This is a genomic window from Microbacterium aurantiacum (assembly GCF_031625015.1).
GTDB classification, from domain to species: Bacteria; Actinomycetota; Actinomycetes; order Actinomycetales; family Microbacteriaceae; genus Microbacterium; species Microbacterium aurantiacum.
Genome location: NZ_JAHWXH010000004.1, coordinates 231,389 through 254,510 on the forward strand (window position 1 = coordinate 231,389; position 23,122 = coordinate 254,510).

General features: G+C 68.6%; 18 protein-coding genes. 7 read left to right on the forward strand and 11 right to left on the reverse strand.

The annotated features are described in order from the left end of the window. On the forward strand, positions 1–843 hold the full coding sequence (locus KZC50_RS15160) for an RDD family protein (protein ID WP_301132532.1): 843 nt from the start codon (positions 1–3) through the stop codon (positions 841–843). A gap of 51 nt (positions 844–894) precedes the next feature. Here KZC50_RS15160 and ahcY read toward each other — a convergent pair whose 3' ends face one another. Next, positions 895–2,370, reverse strand: a complete 1,476-nt coding sequence (ahcY, locus tag KZC50_RS15165; RefSeq protein WP_310892196.1) for an adenosylhomocysteinase — start codon at positions 2,368–2,370, stop codon at positions 895–897. A 43-nt stretch (positions 2,371–2,413) separates the two neighbouring features. After that, positions 2,414–2,620, reverse strand: a complete 207-nt coding sequence (locus KZC50_RS15170; protein WP_053547717.1) for a DUF3499 family protein — start codon at positions 2,618–2,620, stop codon at positions 2,414–2,416. Between the two features lie 68 nt (positions 2,621–2,688). On the opposite strand from KZC50_RS15170, the gene KZC50_RS15175 reads away from it, so the two are divergent. Then, positions 2,689–3,123, forward strand: a complete 435-nt coding sequence (locus tag KZC50_RS15175; RefSeq protein WP_301132529.1) for a metallopeptidase family protein — start codon at positions 2,689–2,691, stop codon at positions 3,121–3,123. Positions 3,124–3,137: 14 nt separating this feature from the next. Here KZC50_RS15175 and KZC50_RS15180 read toward each other — a convergent pair whose 3' ends face one another. From KZC50_RS15180 to manA, 4 genes are all read right to left on the reverse strand, one after another. Beyond that, positions 3,138–4,550 carry a DUF5719 family protein gene (locus KZC50_RS15180; protein WP_310892197.1) on the reverse strand — a complete coding sequence of 471 codons (1,413 nt, stop codon included), beginning with the start codon at positions 4,548–4,550 and terminating at the stop codon, positions 3,138–3,140. After that, complete coding sequence (locus KZC50_RS15185; protein WP_310892198.1) at positions 4,547–7,402, reverse strand: glycosyltransferase; 2,856 nt, start codon at positions 7,400–7,402, stop codon at positions 4,547–4,549. Before KZC50_RS15185 ends, KZC50_RS15180 begins: the two co-directional genes overlap by 4 nt. An 89-nt stretch (positions 7,403–7,491) precedes the next feature. After that, positions 7,492–7,818, reverse strand: coding sequence for a WhiB family transcriptional regulator (locus KZC50_RS15190; protein WP_272877917.1), 327 nt, complete (start codon positions 7,816–7,818; stop codon positions 7,492–7,494). A gap of 162 nt (positions 7,819–7,980) precedes the next feature. Then, a complete protein-coding gene (gene manA, locus KZC50_RS15195) occupies positions 7,981–9,117 on the reverse strand; it encodes a mannose-6-phosphate isomerase, class I (protein WP_310892199.1) in 1,137 nt (378 codons plus the stop codon). Positions 9,118–9,199: 82 nt separating this feature from the next. Between manA and KZC50_RS15200 the strand changes: the two genes are divergently transcribed. The 5 genes from KZC50_RS15200 to KZC50_RS15220 all read left to right on the forward strand — a co-directional run bounded on the left by KZC50_RS15200 (position 9,200) and on the right by KZC50_RS15220 (position 16,964). Then, on the forward strand, positions 9,200–10,603 hold the full coding sequence (locus KZC50_RS15200; RefSeq protein WP_310892200.1) for an O-antigen ligase family protein: 1,404 nt from the start codon (positions 9,200–9,202) through the stop codon (positions 10,601–10,603). Next, entirely contained in the window at positions 10,600–11,913 is a 1,314-nt protein-coding gene (locus tag KZC50_RS15205) for an O-antigen ligase family protein (protein ID WP_310892201.1), read from the forward strand. Before KZC50_RS15200 ends, KZC50_RS15205 begins: the two co-directional genes overlap by 4 nt. A 27-nt stretch (positions 11,914–11,940) precedes the next feature. Continuing rightward, positions 11,941–12,927 carry a glycosyltransferase gene (locus tag KZC50_RS15210; RefSeq protein WP_310892202.1) on the forward strand — a complete coding sequence of 329 codons (987 nt, stop codon included), beginning with the start codon at positions 11,941–11,943 and terminating at the stop codon, positions 12,925–12,927. A 291-nt stretch (positions 12,928–13,218) separates the two neighbouring features. Then, entirely contained in the window at positions 13,219–16,047 is a 2,829-nt protein-coding gene (locus KZC50_RS15215; RefSeq protein WP_310892203.1) for an S-layer homology domain-containing protein, read from the forward strand. A 20-nt stretch (positions 16,048–16,067) separates the two neighbouring features. Beyond that, complete coding sequence (locus KZC50_RS15220; RefSeq protein ID WP_310892204.1) at positions 16,068–16,964, forward strand: S-layer homology domain-containing protein; 897 nt, start codon at positions 16,068–16,070, stop codon at positions 16,962–16,964. On the opposite strand, the gene KZC50_RS15225 is transcribed toward KZC50_RS15220, so the two are convergent. The 5 genes from KZC50_RS15225 to KZC50_RS15245 all read right to left on the reverse strand — a co-directional run bounded on the left by KZC50_RS15225 (position 16,965) and on the right by KZC50_RS15245 (position 22,815). Beyond that, positions 16,965–17,705, reverse strand: coding sequence for an ABC transporter ATP-binding protein (locus tag KZC50_RS15225; RefSeq protein WP_310892205.1), 741 nt, complete (start codon positions 17,703–17,705; stop codon positions 16,965–16,967). After that, the gene (locus KZC50_RS15230; RefSeq protein ID WP_310892206.1) at positions 17,705–18,514 is read right to left on the reverse strand and encodes an ABC transporter permease; all 810 of its coding nucleotides are present in this window, start codon (positions 18,512–18,514) and stop codon (positions 17,705–17,707) included. The genes KZC50_RS15225 and KZC50_RS15230 overlap by 1 nt, the downstream gene beginning before the upstream one ends. Before the next feature lie 28 nt (positions 18,515–18,542). Then, the gene (locus KZC50_RS15235) at positions 18,543–20,576 is read right to left on the reverse strand and encodes an acyltransferase family protein (RefSeq protein WP_310892207.1); all 2,034 of its coding nucleotides are present in this window, start codon (positions 20,574–20,576) and stop codon (positions 18,543–18,545) included. Positions 20,577–20,580: 4 nt separating this feature from the next. Continuing rightward, entirely contained in the window at positions 20,581–21,717 is a 1,137-nt protein-coding gene (gene glf, locus KZC50_RS15240) for a UDP-galactopyranose mutase (protein ID WP_310892217.1), read from the reverse strand. Between the two features lie 117 nt (positions 21,718–21,834). Further along, the gene (locus KZC50_RS15245; protein WP_310892208.1) at positions 21,835–22,815 is read right to left on the reverse strand and encodes an SGNH hydrolase domain-containing protein; all 981 of its coding nucleotides are present in this window, start codon (positions 22,813–22,815) and stop codon (positions 21,835–21,837) included. Positions 22,816–23,122: the final 307 nt, after the last annotated feature.

The following is a 23,122-nucleotide window of genomic DNA, read 5'->3' on the forward strand; positions in this document are numbered from 1 at the left end:
ATGGCCGCCGACCCGATCCTCGTCCAGATCCACCAGGACGAGGTGCTCACCGGGGAGGCCGTCGCCCTTGACGTCCAGCCCGTCGGCTTCTTCCTGCGGGCCCTCGGCGTCCTCATCGACATGCTGGCGAGCCTGGTGCTCCTCCTGCTCTTCGCGCTCGTGGCGTCCTGGATGGTCGGCGCCGGCGTCGTGGAAGAGACCGTCGTGCCGATCCTCACCATCGTGATGGTGGTCCTCGTCCTGGTCGTCCTCCCCACCGTCGTCGAGACGACCACGCGCGGGCGGAGCCTCGGCCGACTCGCGGTGGGCGGGCGGATCGTCCGCGCCGACGGCGGGGCATCCGGATTCCGTCAGGCCTTCATCCGGGCGCTCACCGGCGTCCTCGAGCTGTGGTTCACCTTCGGCGCACTCGCGGCGATCGTGGGGGCCTTCACGCCGCGGTCGCAGCGCCTCGGCGATCTGCTGGCCGGCACCTACTCCGAGCGCACGCGGACGCCGAAGCTCGTCGACGCCCCGCTCCCCGTCCCGCCGCCGCTGGCCGCGTGGGCCGAGATCGCCGACGTCGCGCGCCTCCCCGACCCGCTCGCGCGCCGCATCGCGAGGTTCGCGGTGTCGGCTCCGAACCTCGATCCGGCCGTGCGTGCGCGGCTCGCCGCATCCCTCGTCGAGGAGTCGCGCGCGTTCGTCTCACCGCTTCCCACGATGGATGCCGAGACCGTGCTGCGCGGCATCACCGCCGTCCGTCGCGAGCGCGAGGAGCGGGCGCTGCAGCTGCGCGCCGAGCGCGTCGACACCCTGGCCCGGCACGCCGGCGACCCGCCGCGGGGCTTCCCGGCACGCTGAGCTGCACGAACGAAGAGCCCCGGACTCTGTGCCCGGGGCTCTCCGCAGGCGTCAGTAGCGGTAGTGCTCGAGCTTGTAGGGCCCCTCGACCGGCACGCCGATGTAGGCGGCCTGGTCACGGGTGAGCTCGGTGAGCTGCACGCCGAGCGCGTCGAGGTGCAGGCGCGCGACCTTCTCGTCGAGGTGCTTGGGGAGCACATAGACCCCGGTGGGGTACTCCTCGCGCTTGGTGTACAGCTCGAGCTGGGCGAGCACCTGGTTGGTGAAGGACGCGCTCATGACGAACGATGGGTGGCCGGTGGCGTTCCCGAGGTTCATCAGACGTCCCTCGCTGAGGATCAGGACGCTGCGGCCGTTCGGCAGCCGCCACTCGTGCACCTGCGGCTTGATCTCGATGCGCTCGGCGCCGGGGAGCGACTCGAGAGCGGCCATGTCGATCTCGTTGTCGAAGTGGCCGACGTTGCCGACGATCGCGAGGTGCTTCAGCGACAGCAGGTCATCGACCGTCACGACGTCCTTGTTGCCGGTTCCGGTGATGAGGATGTCGATCTGGTCGGCGACGTCGGTCAGACGCGCGACCTGGTAGCCGTCCATCGCGGCCTGGAGTGCGCAGATCGGGTCGACCTCGCTGACGATGACCCGCGCGCCCTGACCGCGGAGCGCCTCGGCCGCCCCCTTGCCGACATCGCCGTATCCGGCGACGAAGGCGACCTTCCCGCCCACGAGGACGTCGGTCGCGCGGTTGATCCCGTCGGGAAGCGAGTGGCGGATGCCGTACTTGTTGTCGAACTTCGACTTGGTGACCGAGTCGTTGACGTTGATCGCGGGGAAGAGCAGGTCGCCCGCGGCGAACAGCTCGTAGAGGCGGTGGACGCCGGTCGTGGTCTCCTCGGTGACGCCGATGAGTCCCTCTGTCATGCGGGTGAAGCGCTGCGGATCGCGGGCGAGGCTCGCGCGCAGGATGTCGAGGATGACCCGGTATTCGCCGGAGTCGCCTGCGGCGGCATCCGGCACCGCCCCCGCGCGCTCGAACTCGACACCCTTGTGCACCAGGAGCGTCGCGTCTCCTCCGTCGTCGAGGATGAGGTTCGGACCGTCGGCGCCCTCGGCGCTCCAGTCGAAGATGCGGTCGGTGCAGCGCCAGTACTCCTCGAGCGTCTCGCCCTTCCAGGCGAAGACGGGCACGCCGGCGGGAGCGTCGATCGTGCCGGTCGGGCCGACGACGACGGCCGCGGCGGCTTCGTCCTGCGTGGAGAAGATGTTGCAGCTGGCCCAGCGCACCTGCGCGCCGAGGCTCACGAGCGTCTCGATGAGGACGGCGGTCTGCACCGTCATGTGCAGGGACCCCGCAATCCGCGCGCCCTTCAGGGGCTGCAGCGGACCGAACTCCTCGCGGAGGGCCATGAGGCCCGGCATCTCGTTCTCGGCGAGGCGGAGCTGGTGGCGTCCGGCCTCGGCGAGGCTCAGATCGGCGACCTCGAAGTCGAGGGCGGGAACAGCGGGAGCGGCGGCGGTGTCGATGGACATTCCGCCATTCTCCCACGCGCCGGATCGGGGCCGGCGGCGTGCGTCAGACGCGCAGCGTCTCGTGGCGGACGACGACCCATCCGCGCGGGACCGACAACCGGTCGGTGTGGATGGCGCACAGATCGTGGGCGTGCGGGTCGTTGCCCGCTCCCAGCGGGCCGAGGGCCGCCATCTGGTCGCCGTAGTCGTACGTCAGGGTCGTCACGGCCTCGCGGGCGCACCCGACCTTGGAACACAGTCTCTCGCGCATCGCCTCGACCCTAGTCGCGGAGGACCCGGGTCGGACGGATGCCGCGCCGCACGACGTAGGCTGTGTCCATGGCATGGCGGCGTACGCGCACCCCGGAGAAGACTCCGGCCCGTCGCTCCCGGCACGGCCGGCACGGACGCGAGGGCCGCAGCGCCGTCGTCCGTCCCCCGCTCCCGCCGCTGGACACGCGCGTTGAGCGGTTCGACCTCGCCGTCGGCACCGCGGTGGAGTTCCTCCGCTCGGCGTGGCCCGAGCTGCGCGAGGTCCGCTTCGAGATCGCCGACATGCCCACGGCGGCGGATGCCGACGGCATCCCGCGCTGGAGCGTCTTATCGGACGAGCGACGCATCGTGCTCTACCGGCTGCCGATCGAGCGCCTCGGCCACCCACACCGCGACGACGACCTGCACCGGCGCATGATCGTCGAAGGCGCCGTCTTCCGTGCCGCCGCGCAGTACCTCGACCGTGATCCGTGGGATCTCGGTCACGACCGCTTCCACTGACGCGACGCCCCGTCTCAGGGGTAGACGATGATCGGCGGAGCCGCGGCATCCGCCGGCCACACCGGGTAGCCCGCAAGGGCACCGTCACCTGAGAGCGACACCGCCGCACGGATGGGCACGGATGCCGCGTCCAGTGTGTACACGGTCTGCGGAGCCAACCGCAGGGTCGTGCTCTCCCCCGCCAGGACGATGACCTCGACGCGGGAACCGCCGTCCGCGGCGGCGAGGACGACCGTGGCGTCCTGGTCGCCGGGATTCTGCAGGGTCAGCACCGGTTCGGGGCCTGCCGGAGTGGCGAAGACGCTCGGGACGTCGACGAGCGGCGCGGGCGTGTACCACGCGAAGTCGTCGCCCGCCTCGAAGCCCGTGGCCTGCCAGACGGCACTGACGACCGGCTGATCGGCCGCGACATCGACGGTGTAGGTGCCGTTCTCGAGCCCGCCGAGGTCGACCTCGAGCGGCTCGCCGGCGACGAGGTCGACTTCGGTCGGGGTGAGGGCGGGGGCCGGGGATCCCACGGGCGTGACGGTCACGCGGACCGTGGCGTCCGCGGACGGCGAGAGCACACGCACGAGGGTGGGCACCTGGGCCGCGTCGACCGTTCCGCCGGTGACCGTGACGCCGAGGATCGCGGCGTCCGTCGCCGGCTGCGCGAGGGCGCCGACCTGGTCGACGCCGCCGGCGGTGAGGGTGCGCGTGATGCTCGACTGCAGCGACGCCTGCACCGGCGCACCGGTCGCCTGCACGCGCACGACCGGGCGTTCCTCGCCGATGGCGAGGCCGGCGAGCGGGACGACGGCCTGCGAACGCGGCGGCACCACGACGCCCGCGCCGCCGGGCGGGACGGTGAGTCCCTCCGCGCCGAACACGGCGAGCTCGACGGTCGCGGCGACGTCCCCCGGGTTGCTCAGCGCCACGAGGTCGGCGGCTCCTGTGGCAGCCGAGCCGCCCACGAGCCACGACTCCAGCAGCGGCGGACGACACGCGGATGCCGCGTACCCGGCGAGGTCGGGCTCGGCGATCTGCGCGGAGGAGGCGGCGGCGATATCGGCGCGCGTGCGGCCCTCGGGGAGCGCCGTGAACGCCGCACCTCCGTCGCCCTCGGTCAGGAACGGCGCATCGAGCGCGACGGGATCGGGAACGGCGACCTCCGCGCGCGCGCCCGCCGTGACCGACGCCGCCGCGGCGATGCTCAGCCCGTCGGCGGCGACGGGGTCGCGCCCGAGAGAGAGGAGCCCTCCGCCGCAGGCGAGGACCACGGGAGCGGGCGCGGGGACCGCGGCGATTTCGGCCGGCTCGCGCTGGATCGTCGGCCACGGCGCGGTGAGCCCGGCGACCACGGCGACCACGACACCCGCCGCCACCGCTCCTCCGCCGATCAGGCGCGCGCCGGTGCGGGCGGCGCGGCGACCCCGTCCCTCGCTCATGCAGATGCTCCTGTCGTGGGGCCGACGGTGCGCGGTGTCCGGCGCGCCTCTCGCCGGGACGCGGCGGTCGGAACGGCCAGCAGCAGCGCGATGCCGACGACGACGAGCTGCGAGATGGCGATCCCCGTGGCGATGTCGCGGATCGCGGTCGGCTCGGCCTTGCGCGGGGTGATCTCAGGGGTGATGCGCCAGAGCGTGCCGCGGGCGGTCTCGCCGACCCCGTCGAGCGTGCCGCGCTGCGCGATCGCGTTCGCCGCAGACAGGCGGGTACCGCGCGCGACGTCGGATTCCGGCGGCGCGGCCGAGGCGAGGAGGACGAACCCGACGCCGCGGGAGGCGAGCGCTTCGACGGCGCCGTCCGCCGACGACGTGACGAGGTCGGCGGCGATCTCGGCGACGAGGACGTCGGCGGGCGCGGCCGTGGTGCGCGTGCGCAGCGACGTCGCCTGACCGTCGAGGGTCTCGGTGGCGCCCCACACGACGCGCGCCGAGAGGCCGCCGTCGTTCTGCGGCGTGAGGATCATGGTGCCCACATTCGGGTCGCCGCGCCCCTCGGCGCTGACGTAGGCCGGGAGGGTCGAGGCAGGGCCGTCGGTGAGGTTCGAGGTGCCGCGCGCGACGGCGGTGAGGGCAGGAACGGCGAGGACGAGGATGCTCAGGCACGCCGCCGCACCGACGAGGACCCGCGTCCATCGTGCGGGGGCGGGCAGCCCTGCTTCGAGAGTCACGGTCGCTCCGCCGACCAGCCCGAGCCAGGCGAGGCTGAGCGCCGCTCCCGGCCAGATCGCCACGGGGATGGACTGCGCGAACGACACCGCGATCCCCACCGCGGCGAAGGCGGTGCCGAGGCCGAGCGTCGTGATCACGAGCATCGCGACGCCCTGCGGCCACCGACGGGTGACGGGGGCGAGGAGAGCGAGGACCAGCACCGGGGCGGCGAGGAGCGGAACCCACCAGGACGGGACGTCACCGAGGAACGACGTCCAGCCGAGGAGATCCGGCGCGGGGATGCCGAACACGAGCAGGGTGCGGCCCGCCGCATCGGCGGCCACCTGCGCTCCCGTCCACACCGCGCCGGGGTCGGCGAGGAGCGCCCACCCGTCACCGTCGGCGATCGCGCGCCAGATCAGAGGCGCGGCGAAGACGACGAGCGGCACGATGACCCACACCAGCCGGCTGGCGCCGCGGCCGCCGAGCGCGGTGAGGACCACGAGCATCGCCAGGAACCACAGCACCACGAGCGCGGGGACGAGAGAGGGGGATGCCGCCGCGACGGCGACCACGAGGAGCGAGGCCATGCCCGCGCCGGTCCAGGAGCGGTGCGCGACGGACCCCGCGACGAACAGCCACGGGAGGAGCAGGTGCAGCAGCACGGCCGCCGGACGCCCCGTGGTCAGCGCCGCGAGGAACGTCGGGGCGAGGGCCCACAGGACGCCGGCGACCATGCGCAGCGACGACCGCTCGGTCAGGCGGGTCGCGGCGAACCAGCCGCCCAGCGCGGCGAGCGGGAGGGCGGCGACCCACAGGATCACCAGCGACAGCGAGGGCGCCCACGGCGTGAACGATCCGACGATCGCGACGACGGCGGCGAACGGGTCGGCAGGCGCGATCGTGTCGAAGCCCTCGGCGCGGAGCCCGAAGCGCGTCTGCGCCCACAGCTGGCCGAGGTCGGCGCTCAGCGGCAGCACTCCTCCGCCCCCGAGGACCGGCCAGGCCAGGAGCGCCGGGAACGCGGCGATCGACACCACGAGGGCGCCGAGGACGAGCCACGGCGCGCCACCCGAGAAGAAGCGGAGCTCGCCGCGGCGGTGCGCGCCCGCGACGAGGTCGTCGACGGGTTCATGGTCGAGTCGTTCGCGGAACTCGGCGCGCGACATCCGCAGCTGGTCCAACTGCCGCCACGACGTGATGCGGTTCTTCGCGATCCGGCGCCGCGCCCGGAAGACGGCGGCCAGGCGCACGGTGACGAGGATCGACGCGGCCCACTCGGGGACGATGAGACCGGGGTCCTTGCGCACGAGGTGCAGCAGCGAGCGCACCGCGGCGAGCGGGAGCAGCGACAGCCAGTGCAGCGGCACGACGAACCAGGGCGCGTAGGCCAGGCGGCGGTGCAGCTGCGCGGTGCGCGACGACAGGGCCGCGGCACGACGTCGACCGGCCGTCAGCGGCTCGGGTTCACCCGCGACGCCGTCGCCGGCGGTGGCCACGACCGCGCTGGAGACGAGCGACACCCGATCGCCGGCGAGACGCGCACGGATGCCGAGGTCGAGGCCCTCGTCGGCCCCGAGGAGCGCACGGTCGAGGCCGCCGAGCGCGCGCCAGCGGTCGGACCGGACGAGGATGCCGCGGACATCGGCGCCGAGGGCGTCCTCGCGCGCGTCGTGCTGGCCCTGGTCGAGCTCGCCGTCCGAGACGCCCACGGCCCGTCCCCCGCGGGTCATCGTCACGCCGAGCGAGACGATCTCGGTCCGGTCGTCCCAGCGGACGACCTTCGGGGCGACGTAGGCGACCGTCGGCGAGAGCTCGAGGATGCCGGCGAGGCGCTCGAGCGCATCCGGTTCGGGGGCGGTGTCCTGGGCGAGGAGCCACACCGCATCGCCGTCCAGGCGCCGGGTGGCGAGAGCGACGGCTTCGGCGTAGCGGGTCGATGCCGGCGCCGTGATCACGCCTTCCGCGGGGGCCGCCGAGACGACGTCTCGGACGCCGGGGTCATCGCCGCACACCACGATCGTGAGGACATCGACCGGGCGCGTCTGTGCACGCAGCGACGCCAGGGTGCGGCGCAGGTGGTACGCGGCCGGCGTGCGCCCGTCGGGGCGCACCACGAGGAGGGCGTGAACTCGGAGGGGCATGACGGGGAAAGCCTAGGCGGCGGCGGCACGGGGTCGTGGCGCACGCGCCGTGGCGCGCAGAGCGCGGTACCGGCGGGAGCGGCTGCCGCTCAGCTCGCGCGACGCTTGAGCTTGCGACGCTCGCGCTCGCTGAGGCCGCCCCAGATGCCGAATCGCTCGTCGTTGGCCAGCGCGTACTCGAGGCACTCGGTGCGCACGTCGCACGTGGTGCACACGCGCTTGGCGTCGCGGGTCGATCCGCCCTTCTCCGGGAAGAAGGCTTCGGGGTCGGTCTGGGCGCACAGGGCGTCGGTCTGCCAGGCGAGGGCGTTCTCTTCGTCCTCGACGGCCGGTCGGCGCACGCCCGGCACACCGAGGTTGACCGGATCGACGAACCAGTCTTCTGGAACGCCGGAACGATAGTGCGAAGTCGTCATCTCTCGTTCTCCCCCCTGGGAATCCCCCATCACGCGTTTTGCGCTTGAGTAATTACACCCGTGTCATTCCCGGAGGTCAAGTCGCGGATAGTAAATCCTCAACCCGGTATTGAACCTTTGCGACGCGCCGGGCGTGTCGAACCGTTCGATAACGGTCCGACCTCACCGTCCCGGCGTCGCGACGAAGACGGTGCCGGTCCCGCGGAGGGTCAGCGGCCCCTCGTCGGCGCTCGCGAACACCGCCTGTCCGGGGCGGAGGCGCACGGCATCCGATCCCGCAGAGGAGACCTCCACGTCGCCCGCGACGGCGAGCGCGATCGCATCGCCGGATGCCGGAAGCACGACGTCGTCGCCGGTGAGGTCGACGCGTACGAGAGCGAAGTCGGACACCGGCACCGGGTACTGCACGATCCCGGCCGAAACGGTCTCGGCGGCGACGGTGGGCGCGGCGGAGGGCCGGGCGTCCAGGACGCCCAGGAGTTCATCGATGTCGATGTGCTTCGGGGTGAGCCCGCCGCGGAGGACGTTGTCGCTCGCGGCCATCAGCTCGACGCCGAGTCCGGACAGGTAGGCGTGCAGGACGCCGGCGGGGACGAAGAGCCCCTCCCCCTCGCGGAGCTCGACGAGGTTCATCAGCATCGCCACGACGATCCCGGGATCGCCGGGGTATGCCGCCTCGAGCTCCGCCACGAGGGCGAGCTCGGCGGCGAACTCCTCCGACGTCGCCGCGAGGGCGGCGTCGATGACGGCGCGGGTGTCGCCGTCGGAGGAGGGCGCGAGCACCCACTCGATGACGTCGGCGAGCGAATCGACCGCCGTGGCCAGGCGCTCGGCGAGCGGCGCCGCAGACAGGCCGAGCTCGGCGATGAAGCGGCGCGTGGCGTCCAGGTCACGGATGCCGGCGAGCGCCCGGAACGTCGGACTCACCGCCACGATGAGCTCGGGCTTGTGGTTCGCGTCGCGGTAGGTGCGCGTGGGCGCGTCACGGTCGATGCCGGCGGCCTCCTCCCGCGCGAAGCCCTCGATCGCCTGCGGACGCGACGGGTGGGCCTGGATCGACAGCGGCGACCCCGCCGCCAGGAGCTTCAGCAGGTACGGCAGCGCCTGCTCCTGGGCATCCGTCGCCCCCAGGACCTCGTCGAGGCGCCCGTCAGGGGTCTCGGCCGGGTCGCCGGGGTGGGCGCCGAACCACACCTCGGCCTCGGGGCGTCCGGAGGGCTCGCGTCCCTCGAGTTCGGCGATCAGCGTCGTCGAGCCCCAGGCGTAATCGCGCGGCTCATTGCGGAGGGGTGCCAGCATGCCCCCACTTTATTGCGCGGGTCCTCGCGCGCCCGTCGCGCGCGCAGGGTGGGCGCGGGCGGCGGGGGTACCCTGAGGGGCGATGGCCGTCCACTCGAAGCACCCCGCGTCGGCACCGCCGACCGCTCCGGTGCGCGAGAAAACCGGACACCTCCTGCTCCGCGGCTGGTGCATCCTCGTGCTCGTGCTCGCCCTGGGCGGCACCGCGTGGGTCAACGCCTTCGGTGAGACCGTCGCCGCGGTCGGGGCGATCGCCTCCGGCATCCTGTCGGTGATCCTCTGGATCATCGTCCGGCCGCCGGTCCAGTGGCGGCGCCTGCCGTGGTTCGCCGTGGCCTACGTCGCGTGGGCGACGGCCTCCCTCCTCTGGTCGGCATGGCCGGGGACGACGGCGCTGACGCTGCTGCTGCTGTACATCACCACCGTGCAGGCCCTCTTCGTCGGCACCGTTCTGACGTGGGCCGAGCTCGTGCGCGCCGTCGCGTCGGCGCTGAAGTGGGTCATCGGCCTCTCACTCGCCTTCGAGCTCTGGGTGTCGCTGTTCATCGGCGGACCGCTCCTCCCGGGTTTCGTCATCCCGAGCGAGCCCGCGGCGGATCCGATCCTGTACTGGTCGCGCGACAACCTGTTCGACGGCGGACGCATCCAGGGGATCATGGGCAACGCCAACCTCCTCGGATCGGTCGCCCTCCTCGCCATCATCGTCTTCGCGGTGCGCCTGGGTGCCCGCGCGCCCCGACGGGTCACGCTCTGGATCTGGATCGCCGTGTCGGCCTACCTGCTGGTGCGCTCCTCGTCGGCCACCGCGTTCGTCGCCGGCGCGATGGTCGTCGTCGTGCTCGTCACCGTGCTGCTCATGCGCCGCGCACGCCGCCCCGGCGAGCGCACCCGCTACTACATCGCCTACGCCGTGATCGCGATCGGCGGCGGGATCACGCTGTGGACCCTCCGCGACGCGATCTTCGGCGCGCTCGGGCGCGACTCCGACCTCACCGGGCGCGAGCAGATCTGGGAGCAGGTGCTCGCCCGCGCGAACGAGCACCCCGTGATCGGGTGGGGCTTCGCGACGCCGTGGCTCCCCTCCGACCCGGCTTTCGACCGCTGGATCGTCGACCACGGCCAGACGGTGATGCAGGCCCACAACGTGTGGGTGGACGTCTACCTGCAGCTCGGTGCGATCGGCGTCGCCCTGCTCGGGCTCGTGTACCTGGCCTTCGTGTGGCGGGCGTGGTTCTTCGCCGTCGACCGCCCCCGCTGGGACCTCCGCGCCGACCGCCCCTACTCCGCGCTCACCCTCCTGCCGACGCTCGTGGGAGCCGTGGTGCTCGTCCAGGGCTTCGCCGAGTCCACGCCGCTGCTGCTGTGGGGATGGATGTTCGTGGTCATGTTCGGCGCGAAGATCAAGCAGTCGCCGCACGTCGGCGTCGGCCCCGCCGAGCAGAGCGCGGCCATCGAGCGCGGCGAACCGGCGAAGCAGGCCCCGTGAGCGGCGGGGGCACCCCCTCCTCCGGGTGGGTGACGACTCTCCTCGCCTCGGCATCCTTCGCCCGCGCCTACACGCTCACCGTCTTCGCGGCGGTGTTCTCTTCGTTCGCGATCGAGCGGCTCATGAGCCCGACCACGTACGTGACGATCGTCGCCGGGCTCTGCCTCCTCGGCATCGGGATCCTCATCGCGCGGCGCGACGAGATCGCGCTGCTGCGGCTCGTCCCGTTCACGGTGCTCGCGTTCATCGCGTGGGCGACGATCAGCGCGGTCTGGAGCACGGATGCCGCCGCCACGCTGCGGAACGCCCTCGCCCTCGCGGGGATCGGGCTCCTCGCCGTCGTCATCGGCCACATCCGCGACACCCTGCAGACCGTCCGCGCGCTCGGCGACGTGCTGCGGACGCTCCTCGGCATCTCGCTGGGCGTGGAGATCCTTTCCGGCATCCTCCTCGACACCCCCTTCCGCTTCCTCGCCGTCGAGGGGAATCTTGCCTCGCTCGGACCGGTCCAGGGCATCTTCGGCACCCGCAACCTGCTCGGCTTCGTCGCGGTGCTCGCCCTCATCACCTTCCTCATCGAGTACCGCACGCAGTCGGTGCGCACGGGGGCGTCGGTCGCCTCGGTGATCCTCGCGGGGTCGCTCGCCGCGTTCAGCGACTCCCCCACCGTTCTCGTCCTCGCCGTCGCCGTCGGTCTCGCCGTCCTCGCGCTGGTGCTGGTGCGCCGCGTCCGCCCCGACCGCCGACGTGCCGTGCAGTTCAGCCTCGGCGGGGTGGTCGTCGTGGGGATCGCCGTCGGCTACGCGCTGCGGCATCCGATCGTCGCGCTCCTCGGCGCGGGCACCGACTTCTCGATGCGCGTCGACCTGTGGAACCTGATGGTCGACTACCTGCGCTTCCGCCCCGTCCAGGGGTGGGGGTGGTACGGCCCGTGGGAGGACGGCGAGTTCCCCTTCAACGCGCTGAACTTCGCTCTGCGCTCGGAACACGCCACCGGGCTCAACGCCTACTTCGACGTGCTCCTTCAGCTCGGATGGCTCGGCCTCCTCCTCTTCTTCGCCCTTGCCGGCATCGCGCTGGTGCGCTCGTGGCTGGTGGCGACCGAACGCCGCTCGGTCGTCTACGCCTGGACGCCCCTCATCCTCGTCGCCCTCCTCGTCGACTCGATGTTCGAGAGCTTCACCCTCACCGGCCTCGGCTGGCTCATGCTCGTCCTCTGCGCCGTCCGCGCCGGACAGTCCCGCTCGTGGCGCGAGCGCATCGGCGAGCGCCTCGACCCGAGCCTTCCGCCCGCCGCACCGGGGCTGTGAAGGCGACGCGGGTAGTATTCATGAGCCATGCCTGAAAAGTCCTCCTCGCGCGCCGTCCAGGCAGCCCAGACCTTCGATCCGGCGTCGGCGACGATCGCGATCGTCACCTACAACCGTTCGGGGTTGCTCACGCGGCTCCTCGGGAGCATCGCGTCGATGGACCCGAAGCCCGGACACGTCGTCATCATCGACAACGCCTCGACCGACGACACCGGTGACGTCGTGGAGTCCTTCCGCGACAAGATCGGTGCCGAGCTGGTCTATCGCCGCATGGAGACGAACACCGGCGGATCCGGCGGCTTCAGCGAGGGCATGCGCGTCGCCCACGAGATCGGTTCCACCTGGATCTGGCTCATGGACGACGACGTCGAGGTCATCCCCGACGGCCTGGCGAAGATGGGCAAGTGGGCTCCGCGCTTCCAGAGCATTCAGGGACGCCGCTACGACTACGACGGCAGCGAGTTCTACTGGCAGTACCGCGTGGCCGAGCCGCTCGGCATCCCGATCCCCTTTGCTCCCGCCGGCTTCGATGCTTCGGGGTACAAGGAGATGAACTCCGGATGCTTCGAGGGGATGTTCATCCACCGCGACATCGTGTCGCGGATCGGCCTGCCCGACCCCCGGTTCTTCATCTACTGGGACGACCAGCTCTACGGCTGGCTCGCGTCGCGTCAGACGACGTCGGTGATCGTGGATGAATTCGTCCTCCGCAGGACGCGCGAGATCAAGCAGTGGGACATGGGCATCCGCCACATGAACGCCTCGAGCAACGCGTATCGCTACTACATCATGCGCAATCGGGCATACATCAAGCACTACTACCGCGAGCTCGGTGTCTACCGTCCGGTGCCGTTCGCGATCGGCACGGCGCTGACCTTCGGCAAGGAGCTCATCCGGCTCTTCTTCGTCGAGCGGACCGTGCGGGGGACGTCCAATCTCTTCCGCGGGTTGCGCGACGGCGGGAAGATCTCGCGGGACCGGGCGTGGAAGCCGATGCCGCCGCTGGGAGTCTGACAGCCGCACATTCCTGAACGGCAATCTTCGCTCGAAGCCTGTCGCGATCCTCTGCTACGTTGAGCGAATCGGTGCCAATTGGGGGGCGCTCGATGCGTCCACAGGAGGAAACCGATGCGCCTTCGCGCTCTCAGCGGCGTAGCTTTCGCCGTCGCCATCTCGTTCGTCGCCGCAGGGCTCGCGCCGTCAGCCGCGGCGGAGCCGTCTGATCCCGGAGACGCCCCGTCCGGGCCGACGATCTCGGGCACTGTCACTCTCGAAGCGGGCGCACCAGCCGAGTGGCTCGGAACCGTGCAGGTCTCAGCCCAATCCATCGATGGAGAGCACTACTACTCCGCGGAGCTGGACCCCGTCACCGGCGAGTACGCTCTGCCCAACCTCCCGGCGAATGCATATCGACTCCAGTTCTCGGCCGACCCGACGTGGACCGAGAACGGGGTGATCACCCCTAACCTCATCCCCGAGTACTTCAACGACACAACGGACTGGACGGCCGCAGAGCTGATCTCCGTCGACTCGACAGATATCGACGGAGTCGATGCGACGCTCGCCCAAGGGAGGTCGATCAGCGGCGTCGTCGAACTCCCACAGGATGTCCCGGCCGCGTGGATGCAGGGAGTCACCGTGAATGCTTCGGCCGGAAGCGGCGCGAGCCAATCGGCATCCGTCGACCCTGAGACCGGTCAGTACACCATCACCGGCCTCCTGCCGGACGCGTACCGCGTGCACTTCTACTCCTCGTCCTTCTGGGTCGGGGATGAGCGTGTCACCCCGAACCTTGTTGCCGAGTACTTCGACGGCACGACGCGGTACGCGGACGCAACGCTCGTCGACGTGACAACGGAGGACGCAGGCGGGGTTGACGCCTCCTTGTCCTCAGGACGGTCGCTCTCGGGTACTGTCACACTCCCCGAGAGCGTGCCGACCGGATGGCTCAATGGCGTGATGGTTAGTGCGAACAGCGCCGATGGATCCGGAGGTGGCTACAGCTCCACCTTCGTCGACCCCTCGACTGGCGCATACGAACTGGTCGGCCTTCCCTCCGGTAGCTATAAGGTGCAGTTTCAGGCCACCAGCTACTGGGCGGACGGCAGTTACGAACACCCGAACCTGGTCGCCGAGTACTTCGACAACGCGGCCGACTGGAGCGCGGCTTCGTCGATCGACCTCAGCGAAGGCGACGTCGAGGGGATCGACGCAGAACTTTCAGAAGGTCGATCGATCTCAGGCCGGGTCACACTTCCGAGCGATGCGGACCCGGAGTGGATCGAGGACATCACCGTCAGCGCATCCGGGATCACCTACGCGTCGAGCAAGGTCGATCCTGAGACAGGCATGTTCGCGATCGTCGGACTCGCTCCGGACACCTACGAGGTGAAGTTCGCCGCGGATTCGTATTGTCCGCCCGGAGATACGTGTGCCAACCTCGTCACGCAGTACTGGCAGAACGCGATCTCTCCGAGCCAGGCCAACCGCGTCGACGTGACGCAGGAGAGCAAGTCAGGCATCGACGCGAGCCTCTCCAGAGGAACGGAAATCTCCGGAACCGTCTCACTCCCTAGTGACGCCCCCGCTGACTGGCTGCGCGGTGTCTACGTGTCGGCTCAGCACGCCACTCTCCCGGCGGTTTCTGTCGGCCAGTCGGTCGATCCGCTCACCGGCGCGTATACGATCAACCGGCTTCCCGCCGGTGACTATCACGTCCGATTCTCGGCATTCTCCTACTGGTCTGACGAAGGAACCGTCGAACTGAATCTAGGGGCCGAGTACTACGACGACGCGTTCAGCGTTGCCGACGCGACGATCGTCAGCACCACGGCCGGCAACCGCAGCAGTGTCGACGCAGCTTTGGACTACGGAGGCGCGATCAGTGGCGAGGTGGATGTGTCCTCCTTGCGTCAGATGTTCCCGAATAGCGGCTTCGGGTTGCGCCTCACAGACACGACTGGACTCACAGAGTTCTATGGATTCGGCGACCCCATGTACGCCGACATGATCCCCTTCCAAATGTCGAACCTCGCCCCCGGCACGTACCGGCTGGCAATCGAGACATCGGAGTGGGACAGCGAGACGGAGACGTTACGAACGACGTCGTCGCAGTTCTTGCGCTTCGGGTCCCAGTCCTCGATCACAATCAAGGTCGGCGAAACCAAGCAGAACCTGCGTCTGGTCGCGCGGAAGCCGGACGCCGTCCTGTCCGGAACCGTGATCACGGCGGGATTGAGCAACGCTCCCATCGACGGGATCCTCGCGAGCGCCCTGGTGTACGAGCGGGTCGGGAACGAATGGGCCCGCAAGCCTGCGGCACGATTCGACACCAATACCGATGGGCTGACTCCCTACCGCATCGCAGTGCCTTCCGGCACGTACACCGTCGGATTCGAAACCGACTTCGCGACCACCGAGGTCTCCGCAGCGGAGCAGTGGTGGCGTGGGAAGCAGTCGCTCGCCAGCGCCACGCCCATCGTGGTCGGATCCGGAGCCGAAGCGAGCGGAATCAATGGTGCGCTCGGGGGTGCCCCGTTCTCGGACACGGCAGGCCACGACTTCTACGCCGAGATCGCCTGGCTGGCATCGACGGGTGTGACTCGCGGCTGGACGATGCCCGATGGCAGTGTCCAGTTCCGTCCTCAGCAGCCGATTCTCCGAGGAGAAATGGCCGCCTTCCTCTATCGACTCGCCGGCGAGCCGGAGTTCAACGTGCCCGCGAAGTCACCGTTCGTCGACGTATCCACGGACCATGTGTTCTTCAAGGAGATCGCATGGCTGGCGGCCGAGGAGATCTCCCGAGGCTGGGACACCCCGCGGGGCGTCGAGTTCCGGGCGGAGTCCTCGACTGCCCGCGACGTGATGGCGGCATTCCTCTATCGCTACCAGGAAGAGTCCGCCTACTCCCCCGAAGGGGCCTCTCCCTTCCGGGACGTTGCTGCAGGACGCGTCTTCTATCCCGAGATTCGTTGGCTTGCTGCGGAGGGGATCTCGACCGGCTGGGATGTCGGCGCCGGTTGCCGTGAGTACCGTCCGATGCAGAACGTCCTGCGTTCGGAGATGGCCGCCTTCCTGTTCCGTATGGAGAACGGCGGAACCTTGCCCATCACCTCCAGCTCTTGCCGCTTGTGACCATGAAGAAAGGCCGATCCATGTCCCTTGGAACACGCCTGGCCGCGATCACCAGCGCGATCCTCGCCACCGTTCTCCTGGTCCCGAACGCCTCAGTGAGCGCTGGCGCCACCGAGGTTGCGACTGCGGCCGTCGTTCACTCTGCCGCAGACCCGCTCGATACCCCCATCACCTTTACTGACACGGCTGGTCATGTGTTCGAGACGCAGATCGCCTGGCTTGCAAGTCAAGGAATCAGCACCGGATGGCAGGTCGGACCAGACACTTACGAGTTCAGGCCGAACATCCAGATCCGTCGGGGGGAAATGGCGGCGTTCCTGTACCGACTGGCAGGACAGCCGGACTACACACCGCCTGCGGTGTCGCCCTTCGTCGATGTGCCGACGGAGTTCGTTTTCTACAAGCAGATCGCATGGCTTGCCGAGAGCGGAATCTCGCAGGGGTGGGCCACCCCCCGGGGGTCGGAGTTTCGGCCGTTCCTTTCCACGTCCCGCGACGTGATGGCGACCTTCCTGCACCGGTTCCAGGGGCGCCCGGAATACTCCCCAGGGGAGAGTCCGTTCCGCGATGTGTCCTACCCGGGAATGGTGTTCTCCGCGGAGATTCTATGGCTGGCGTCTCGCGGGATCTCGACGGGGTGGGACGTGGGCCACGGCTGCTACGAGTATCGCCCGTACCAGAACGTGACGCGCTCCGAGATGGCCGCATTCATCTACCGCATGGAGAACGGGGGCACCGCGCCGCTCACCGGCAACACGTGTGCTCCGCCGCCGTCGCCGCTGATCGAGGGGACGGTATCGGCCGGCGCATTCTGCGCGAGAGATATCGCGGGATGGTACGGGTATACAAGCGGCGGGGTCCTCATGCAGTGCGCAACGAGCTCCACGGATACCCGCCTCCGGTGGCGTCAGGTCTGATCAGCCGGACGGGTGATCAGAGTTGTAGCGGTCGAGAACGTCGGCGATCGGGGCATCCATCGCGAGCCGGTGTCGGTCGAGATAAAGACCCCGTTCGCAGAAGCGTCGGAGATCTCTCTCATTGTGTGACACGAAGAAGAGCGTCCGCCCCTCGCCGAGAAGCTGGTCGATCCGTCGGTAGCACTTCTCACGGAAGGCCTTGTCGCCGACGGCAAGAACTTCGTCCACGAGAAGGACGGGCTCTTCAAGTTGAGACACGACCGCGAAAGCGAGGCGTACCTTCATCCCGTTCGACAGATGCTTGTAGGGCGTGTCGACGAAGTCCTCGATCTCAGCGAAATCGATGATCCCATCGAACCGCCGCGACACCTCGCCGCGCGACATGCCGTGAAGCCCGGAGGTCAGGCGCACGTTCTCTCGGACGGTCAGGTCTCCGACGAAGCCGCCGGTGATTTCGATGAGCGGTGCGACACCGCCATTCACGGTCACTCGGCCTTCGTCAGGGAGCAGAACCCCCGCCACCAGCTTCAGCAGCGTCGACTTTCCTTGCCCATTCCGCCCGACGACCCCGATGGACTCGCCCGGCTTCACGTCGAACGACACGTCCCGCAAGGCCCAGAACTCGTCCGGACGCGCACGCCGGGAGGAGTCGGCGAAGAGGTCCTTGAGACTGCGGCGCCCGCGCCGGTTGCGTCGGAACTTCACACCGAGGCCGTCGACCTCGATGGCGACTTCAGTCATCACAGCTCCTTCAGCACGGGACGCTCGAGGCGTCGGAAAGTCACCACTCCGATCAGAAGCAGCAGCACACTCATCCCTGCGCCGACGACCACGCTGAGGGTGTCCCAGACCTCCGGGAAAAAGCCGACGCGATAGAGGGTGAAGATTCCCGATAGGGGGTTGAAGGCGGCGAGCTCCTGGAAGACACCCGGCAAGTCCGAGACCGAGTAGATGATCGGTGACGCGTAGAAGAGTACCCGTAGAACGAGCTTCGTCGTGCGCTCCAAATCGGAGTACAAGACGCAGAGCGGAGCGATGATCAAGCCGATACCCACGAGAAGCATCGCCTGCAACAAGATGGCGACGGGGAAGAGCAGCAGACCCCAGTTCATCTCCACCGGCGTTTCACTGGTCAAGGCCGCGACGACGACGAAGCCGACCAAGACCGGAAGCGACAGGAGGAACTCCGTCCCCTTGCTCAGCACGACGCGATTGACCCAGATCGATCGGGGAATCGAGGTCGATCTGACCAACCGCGCGTCCTTGTTGAACGCACGCGTGAAGTCCGAGACTGCTGCGTTGAACCACACCCACGGCAGGAGCGCGGTGATCAGGAAGACGATGTACGGTTCATGCCCGACGCTCCGCTGGAAGACCTGGGTGAAGATGAACCAGTAGATGAGGCTCATGACCAAAGGGTCTAGGACAGACCAGAGGTAGCCCAGAGCACTCGTGGAGTACCGCACCCTCAGATCTCTGGCGGAGAGCAACCACAGCGAGTGGAGGTAGCGTCGGGGCGACCCCGGTTCGCCGACGGGTGCAGAACTCACCGTCAGAGTCTAGGACGCCGCTCGCGCGTCACAGTCCCCGGCGGCTCAGGAATCCCTCGATCTGTTCGCGCAATGCGGGAGCCATCGATTCTGCGTACGTCTGGCCGATGTGGCCGTGATCGATGTAGACCGCGACCCCGCCGATCACCGGAAGGCATAGGCCGTCGGGGCAGAGGAACGGCGTGAGATCCGTGACGGCGACACCATTCCGCTCCTCCCTCGCCGCCGGGTTGCTCGCCGCAAGGACATCGCCGGCGTTGCGACGGCATTCCGGCGCTTCGCTTCCCCGCAGCTCGATGCACGCGAACATGTCCTCGCTGAAACGCGGATTGTCACGGAGGAGAACGACGCCCGCCCCGTTGTCCACCAGGGGGTCGATGTACTCGTTCAGACCGCGAAGCACGCGTTCGTCGTCGCTTTCCGCCGCCGTCTTCGTACCCATCACGAACACCAGATCGGGTTGCTGGGAAAGCGCGAACTCGAGCGCCGCTTCCCGCCACTGCTCGCATTCCTCGGCGCTTCCCAGAACAGGTTCCTCCGGGGCGAACGAACAGCCCCCCTTCAGAAGCGCGACAACCGTCCAGTCCTCTTGCTCCGCGATGGGGGTGAGGGCACCCGCCCATTGCTGAGCATGCGAATCTCCGATCACGAACACCGTTGCGTTCGAACGCCACTCAGCCGTACGTTCCCGACAAGTCTCCGCGAGGAGGGATACCGTCGGACGGCGGTCATCAGTGCATTCGCCCTCAAGCGTGACCCATTCGGATTCGAGGGCGGAACCGATCGGAATGATCTCATCCGCCTCGACGTCGAGTTCGGATCCTCCGGGCATCAGGACCCGAGCCCCCGGGTGGTCCCCGATGGGAAGCGACGCTACGCGTTGCGCCTCGGCCGTCTCCCAACTCACCAGCGGGACAGCGACGACCAGCACACTCGCCACCACCACGGCGATCGCGCGGCGGAGACTCGCTCGGGTGAGGCGGCGCACCGGACTCTCCACCCCATACGTCACTATGAAGGCGATCACGATGGAAAGGCCGACGATGATGGCGCCATCCGACAGGCTCACGGAGCTCGTGCCGGACAAGAGAATCCATGTCACGAGGATGGGCCAGTGAACGAGGTAGAGCGCATACGCGATCGCACTCAAGCGTCTGAGCGGCCATGAAGACAACAAGCGTGTCGGGCCGCCCGGAGCACCGGACGTGCCGGCGATGATCACTGCGGCTGCGCTGAGCGTGGGCCACAGGGCGAGGTAGCCGGGGAAGCCGCCTTGCACGTCCAATACCGCTCCGCAAGAGACGAGACCGACGATCCCGGCCCATCCGAGGATGATCGCCACCCAACGCCGGAGTCGGACCCGCGCGACGCCCAAGGCGAGCAGAGACCCCAAGGCGAACTCCCAGAGCCGAGCGAAGGTGTTGAAGTAGGCCGCCTGCTGGTCGGTCGCCGTGAAGATGATCGAGTACGCGAGCGATGCGCAGAAGATGATGGTGAACAGCACCGTCATCGACCGCCGCACGCTTGCTGAGGATACTCGTCCCATCGCGACGGCCGCGATCATGAGAAGGGGCCAGAGGAGGAACACCTGTCCTTGGATGGACAGCGACCAGAAGTGCTGCAGCGGGCTCAGCGTGTCCCGGTCGTAGTAGTCCGCAGCTGACGCGACCAGCTCCCAGTTCTGGCAATAGAAAAGCGAGGCCCAGGTCTGGCTCCAGATCTCGGGCCATGAGGATGTGGGAAACGCGATCGATACCGTGACGAGAATGCCGATCATCGTGACAACGGCGGCGGGGAGAAGGCGCGCGAACCGACGCGCCCAGTACCCGAACACCGGCTCTGGCGTTCCGGACTCAGCCCGCCGCGCGAAGGAGGCAGTCATGAAGAACGCCGAAATCATCAGGAAGACGTCGACGCCACCTGAAACGCGCCCGAACCATACGTGGTAGACCACCACGAGCGCGATCGCGAGGGCACGAAGACCGTCGATATCAGCCCGGTAGGGCGTGCTGCTCACGCGCCCCTGTCCGCGGGATCGCTGCTCGCGCTCGAGGACCGTCATGGCGTCACGCGAGACGGTTGTTCCACATCGACAGCGCTGCTCCGATGGCCATGTGCATATCCAGGTACTGGTAGGTTCCGAGGCGTCCGCCGAAGTGTACGTCCCTCTCCCCCTCGGCGAGGTCTCGATACGCGAGGAGGCCGGCTCGATCCTGGGCGGTGTTGACGGGGTAGTAGGGCTCGTCGTCCCGCGTGGCGAAGCGAGAGTACTCGCGCATCACGACCGTCTTGTCCGACGGGTAGCTGTCCGAGCGCTCCGGATGGAAGTGCTTGAACTCGTGGATCCGCGTGTACGGCACGTCTGCGTCGGCGTAGTTCATCACCGAGGTCCCCTGGAAGTCCCCGATCGGGAGAACCTCTTCCTCGAAGTCGAGGGTGCGCCAGGAAAGTTCACCCGCCGCGTGATCGAAGTAGCGGTCGATCGGCCCGGTATACACGATCGGAACCTGACCGACCGTGGCCCGCTTGTTCAGAGGCTGGGCTTCGTCGAAGAAATCCGTCGACAACTTCACCTCGATATTCGGGTGATCAGCCATACGTTCGAGCCATGCGGTGTAGCCGTCGACAGGGAGCCCTTCCCATGTGTCATTGAAGTACCGGTTGTCGTACGTGTATCGAACGGGAAGACGGCTGATGATCTCTGCCGGCAGGTCCTTCGGGTCGGTCTGCCACTGCTTCGCGGTGTAGTCGCGGATGAACGCCTCGTAAAGGGGCCGTCCGATGAGGCCGATCGCCCGTTCTTCGAGATTCTGTGCGTTCTTCGGGTCGTACTCCCCCGCGAGCTCGTGCACCAACTGGCGGGCGGCATCGGGGCCGTGGGCAGACTGGAAGAACTGGTTGATCGTGCCGAGGTTGATCGGCAGCGGATAAATCACGCCCCGGTGGTTGGTGTAGACGCGATGCACGTAGCTGGTGAAGGCGGTGAATCGGTTGACGTACTCCCAGACTGTCGCGTTCGACGTGTGGAAGAGGTGCGCGCCGTATCGGTGCACCTCGATCCCGGTCTCGGGTTCGTTCTCGCTGTACGCGTTGCCACCGATGTGATGACGTCGATCGATGACGGTCACCTTACGGCCTGCGGTCGCGGCGCGCTCGGCGATGGTGAGGCCGAAGAAGCCGGAGCCGACGATGAGAAGATCCATGATGGTCGTGGCTTTCATGCAAAAAGCTCGACGGGGGCCGAGACTACGGGGGGATGGGCGCCTTCCAGGGTACCCGGCCCTCCGCGACACGCTCGACGGGGTCCTTCGCGCAAGCTGTCAGGGCGCGAGCGGCGACCCGGGCGCTGACTGCAATGCCGACCAGATCGTCGGCCCGAGCATCCGGGCGTACTCGAGGTTCAAGTGGTCGGCGTCATAGTAGACCGGAACTCCGCCGACCACCGCGTAGCACGACTCCGCATCGCAGAAGCGGTCCGTCATGTCGATCGGCACCACCCCGGGCACTGCTGCCGGATCCGCGGCCGCGAGGAGTGGGTCCTCCGGCTGAGCCTGCTCTCGAGGACGAGCGCACTCGATCGGAGCACCTCGGTTGACGGCGACGCAGTCTGGGTTGCGGACCTCCTGGTTGAACGGCGGGTCCCCGAGAACGACAACCGTCGAATCGACCGCCGTCCAGCGCACCCAGTCCTTGCGAAGCCCCTCGGCATACTGGTCGATCGAGGACCGCCCGGAGCCGTCGTCGTCGATCACGTGCAGCCGCGCAGCCATCGAAGTGAAGACCAGGTCCGGCGCTTCGGCGATGATCGCGTCGCTGATCCCACGCGACCATGAACGACAGGTGGAAACATCGCTCTCACTCCAAGGCACGCGGAATCCGCGGAACGCCACATCGGCGGCGGGGCACCCGCCGAGGTAGCTGGTGGTCACCCGCCAGCCGTTGACTCGTGCGAGGTCGAACACGGCACCCTGCCACTGCTGCGCATGGGAGTCGCCGACGAGCCAGACCTCCAGTCCCTGCGCGCCACTCCTGAAGTCGCATACCTGCGACGTTCCTGCGTCGACTCCCGGTAGCGCGTCGACGACCTCGTCGCATTCCGGCGGCGCGTAGAAGTACTCATTCCGCGTCGTCATCACGGTATCTGGCGCCGGCCCGAAGGGGTCGGCGCAGGTCCCCCCCGCTTCGAGCGCCCGAGGACCGACGCAGGGAGCCGTGGATACCACCTCGGGCGGCGCATCGTTCAGAGAACGGATTGCGTAGCCGCCGGCGAGGCTCAGCGCCAATGCCACCACCACCGCCACCCCGACCACCATGTATCCCATGGCGCGCCGAGTCGAATCAGCCCAGCGTCGCCACCGCTGTCCGCGGTCCTCCACAAGGAGTTTGGTCGCCCAGGCGAGGCCGAGCGCGAGGATGAGGACGCCGACCCTCATTCCGAAACTGGACTCGGTCCTGAGAGCGAACGGAGCGAGGACGATCAAGGGCTGAATCGGCCTGACTTTCGTTCCTATCGGGAGCCTTGTCTGGCAGGGGCCGGCTGGGCTGATTCGAGGTCAGCGTAGTACGCCTGCTCAACCTCGAGCGGGGTGCGCATATCGAGCTCGCCGT

Excerpts from the sequence above, each read along its gene's own strand:
- KZC50_RS15160 (WP_301132532.1), top strand. The coding sequence starts at position 1 with ATGGCCGCCGACCCGATCCTCGTCCAGATCCACCAGGACGAGGTGCTC.
- ahcY (WP_310892196.1), bottom strand. The coding sequence starts at position 2,370 with ATGTCCATCGACACCGCCGCCGCTCCCGCTGTTCCCGCCCTCGACTTC.
- KZC50_RS15170 (WP_053547717.1), bottom strand. The coding sequence starts at position 2,620 with ATGCGCGAGAGACTGTGTTCCAAGGTCGGGTGCGCCCGCGAGGCCGTG.
- KZC50_RS15175 (WP_301132529.1), top strand. The coding sequence starts at position 2,689 with ATGGCATGGCGGCGTACGCGCACCCCGGAGAAGACTCCGGCCCGTCGC.
- KZC50_RS15180 (WP_310892197.1), bottom strand. The coding sequence starts at position 4,550 with ATGAGCGAGGGACGGGGTCGCCGCGCCGCCCGCACCGGCGCGCGCCTG.
- KZC50_RS15185 (WP_310892198.1), bottom strand. The coding sequence starts at position 7,402 with ATGCCCCTCCGAGTTCACGCCCTCCTCGTGGTGCGCCCCGACGGGCGC.
- KZC50_RS15190 (WP_272877917.1), bottom strand. The coding sequence starts at position 7,818 with ATGACGACTTCGCACTATCGTTCCGGCGTTCCAGAAGACTGGTTCGTC.
- manA (WP_310892199.1), bottom strand. The coding sequence starts at position 9,117 with ATGCTGGCACCCCTCCGCAATGAGCCGCGCGATTACGCCTGGGGCTCG.
- KZC50_RS15200 (WP_310892200.1), top strand. The coding sequence starts at position 9,200 with ATGGCCGTCCACTCGAAGCACCCCGCGTCGGCACCGCCGACCGCTCCG.
- KZC50_RS15210 (WP_310892202.1), top strand. The coding sequence starts at position 11,941 with ATGCCTGAAAAGTCCTCCTCGCGCGCCGTCCAGGCAGCCCAGACCTTC.
- KZC50_RS15220 (WP_310892204.1), top strand. The coding sequence starts at position 16,068 with ATGTCCCTTGGAACACGCCTGGCCGCGATCACCAGCGCGATCCTCGCC.
- KZC50_RS15225 (WP_310892205.1), bottom strand. The coding sequence starts at position 17,705 with ATGACTGAAGTCGCCATCGAGGTCGACGGCCTCGGTGTGAAGTTCCGA.
- KZC50_RS15235 (WP_310892207.1), bottom strand. The coding sequence starts at position 20,576 with ATGACGGTCCTCGAGCGCGAGCAGCGATCCCGCGGACAGGGGCGCGTG.
- glf (WP_310892217.1), bottom strand. The coding sequence starts at position 21,717 with ATGGATCTTCTCATCGTCGGCTCCGGCTTCTTCGGCCTCACCATCGCC.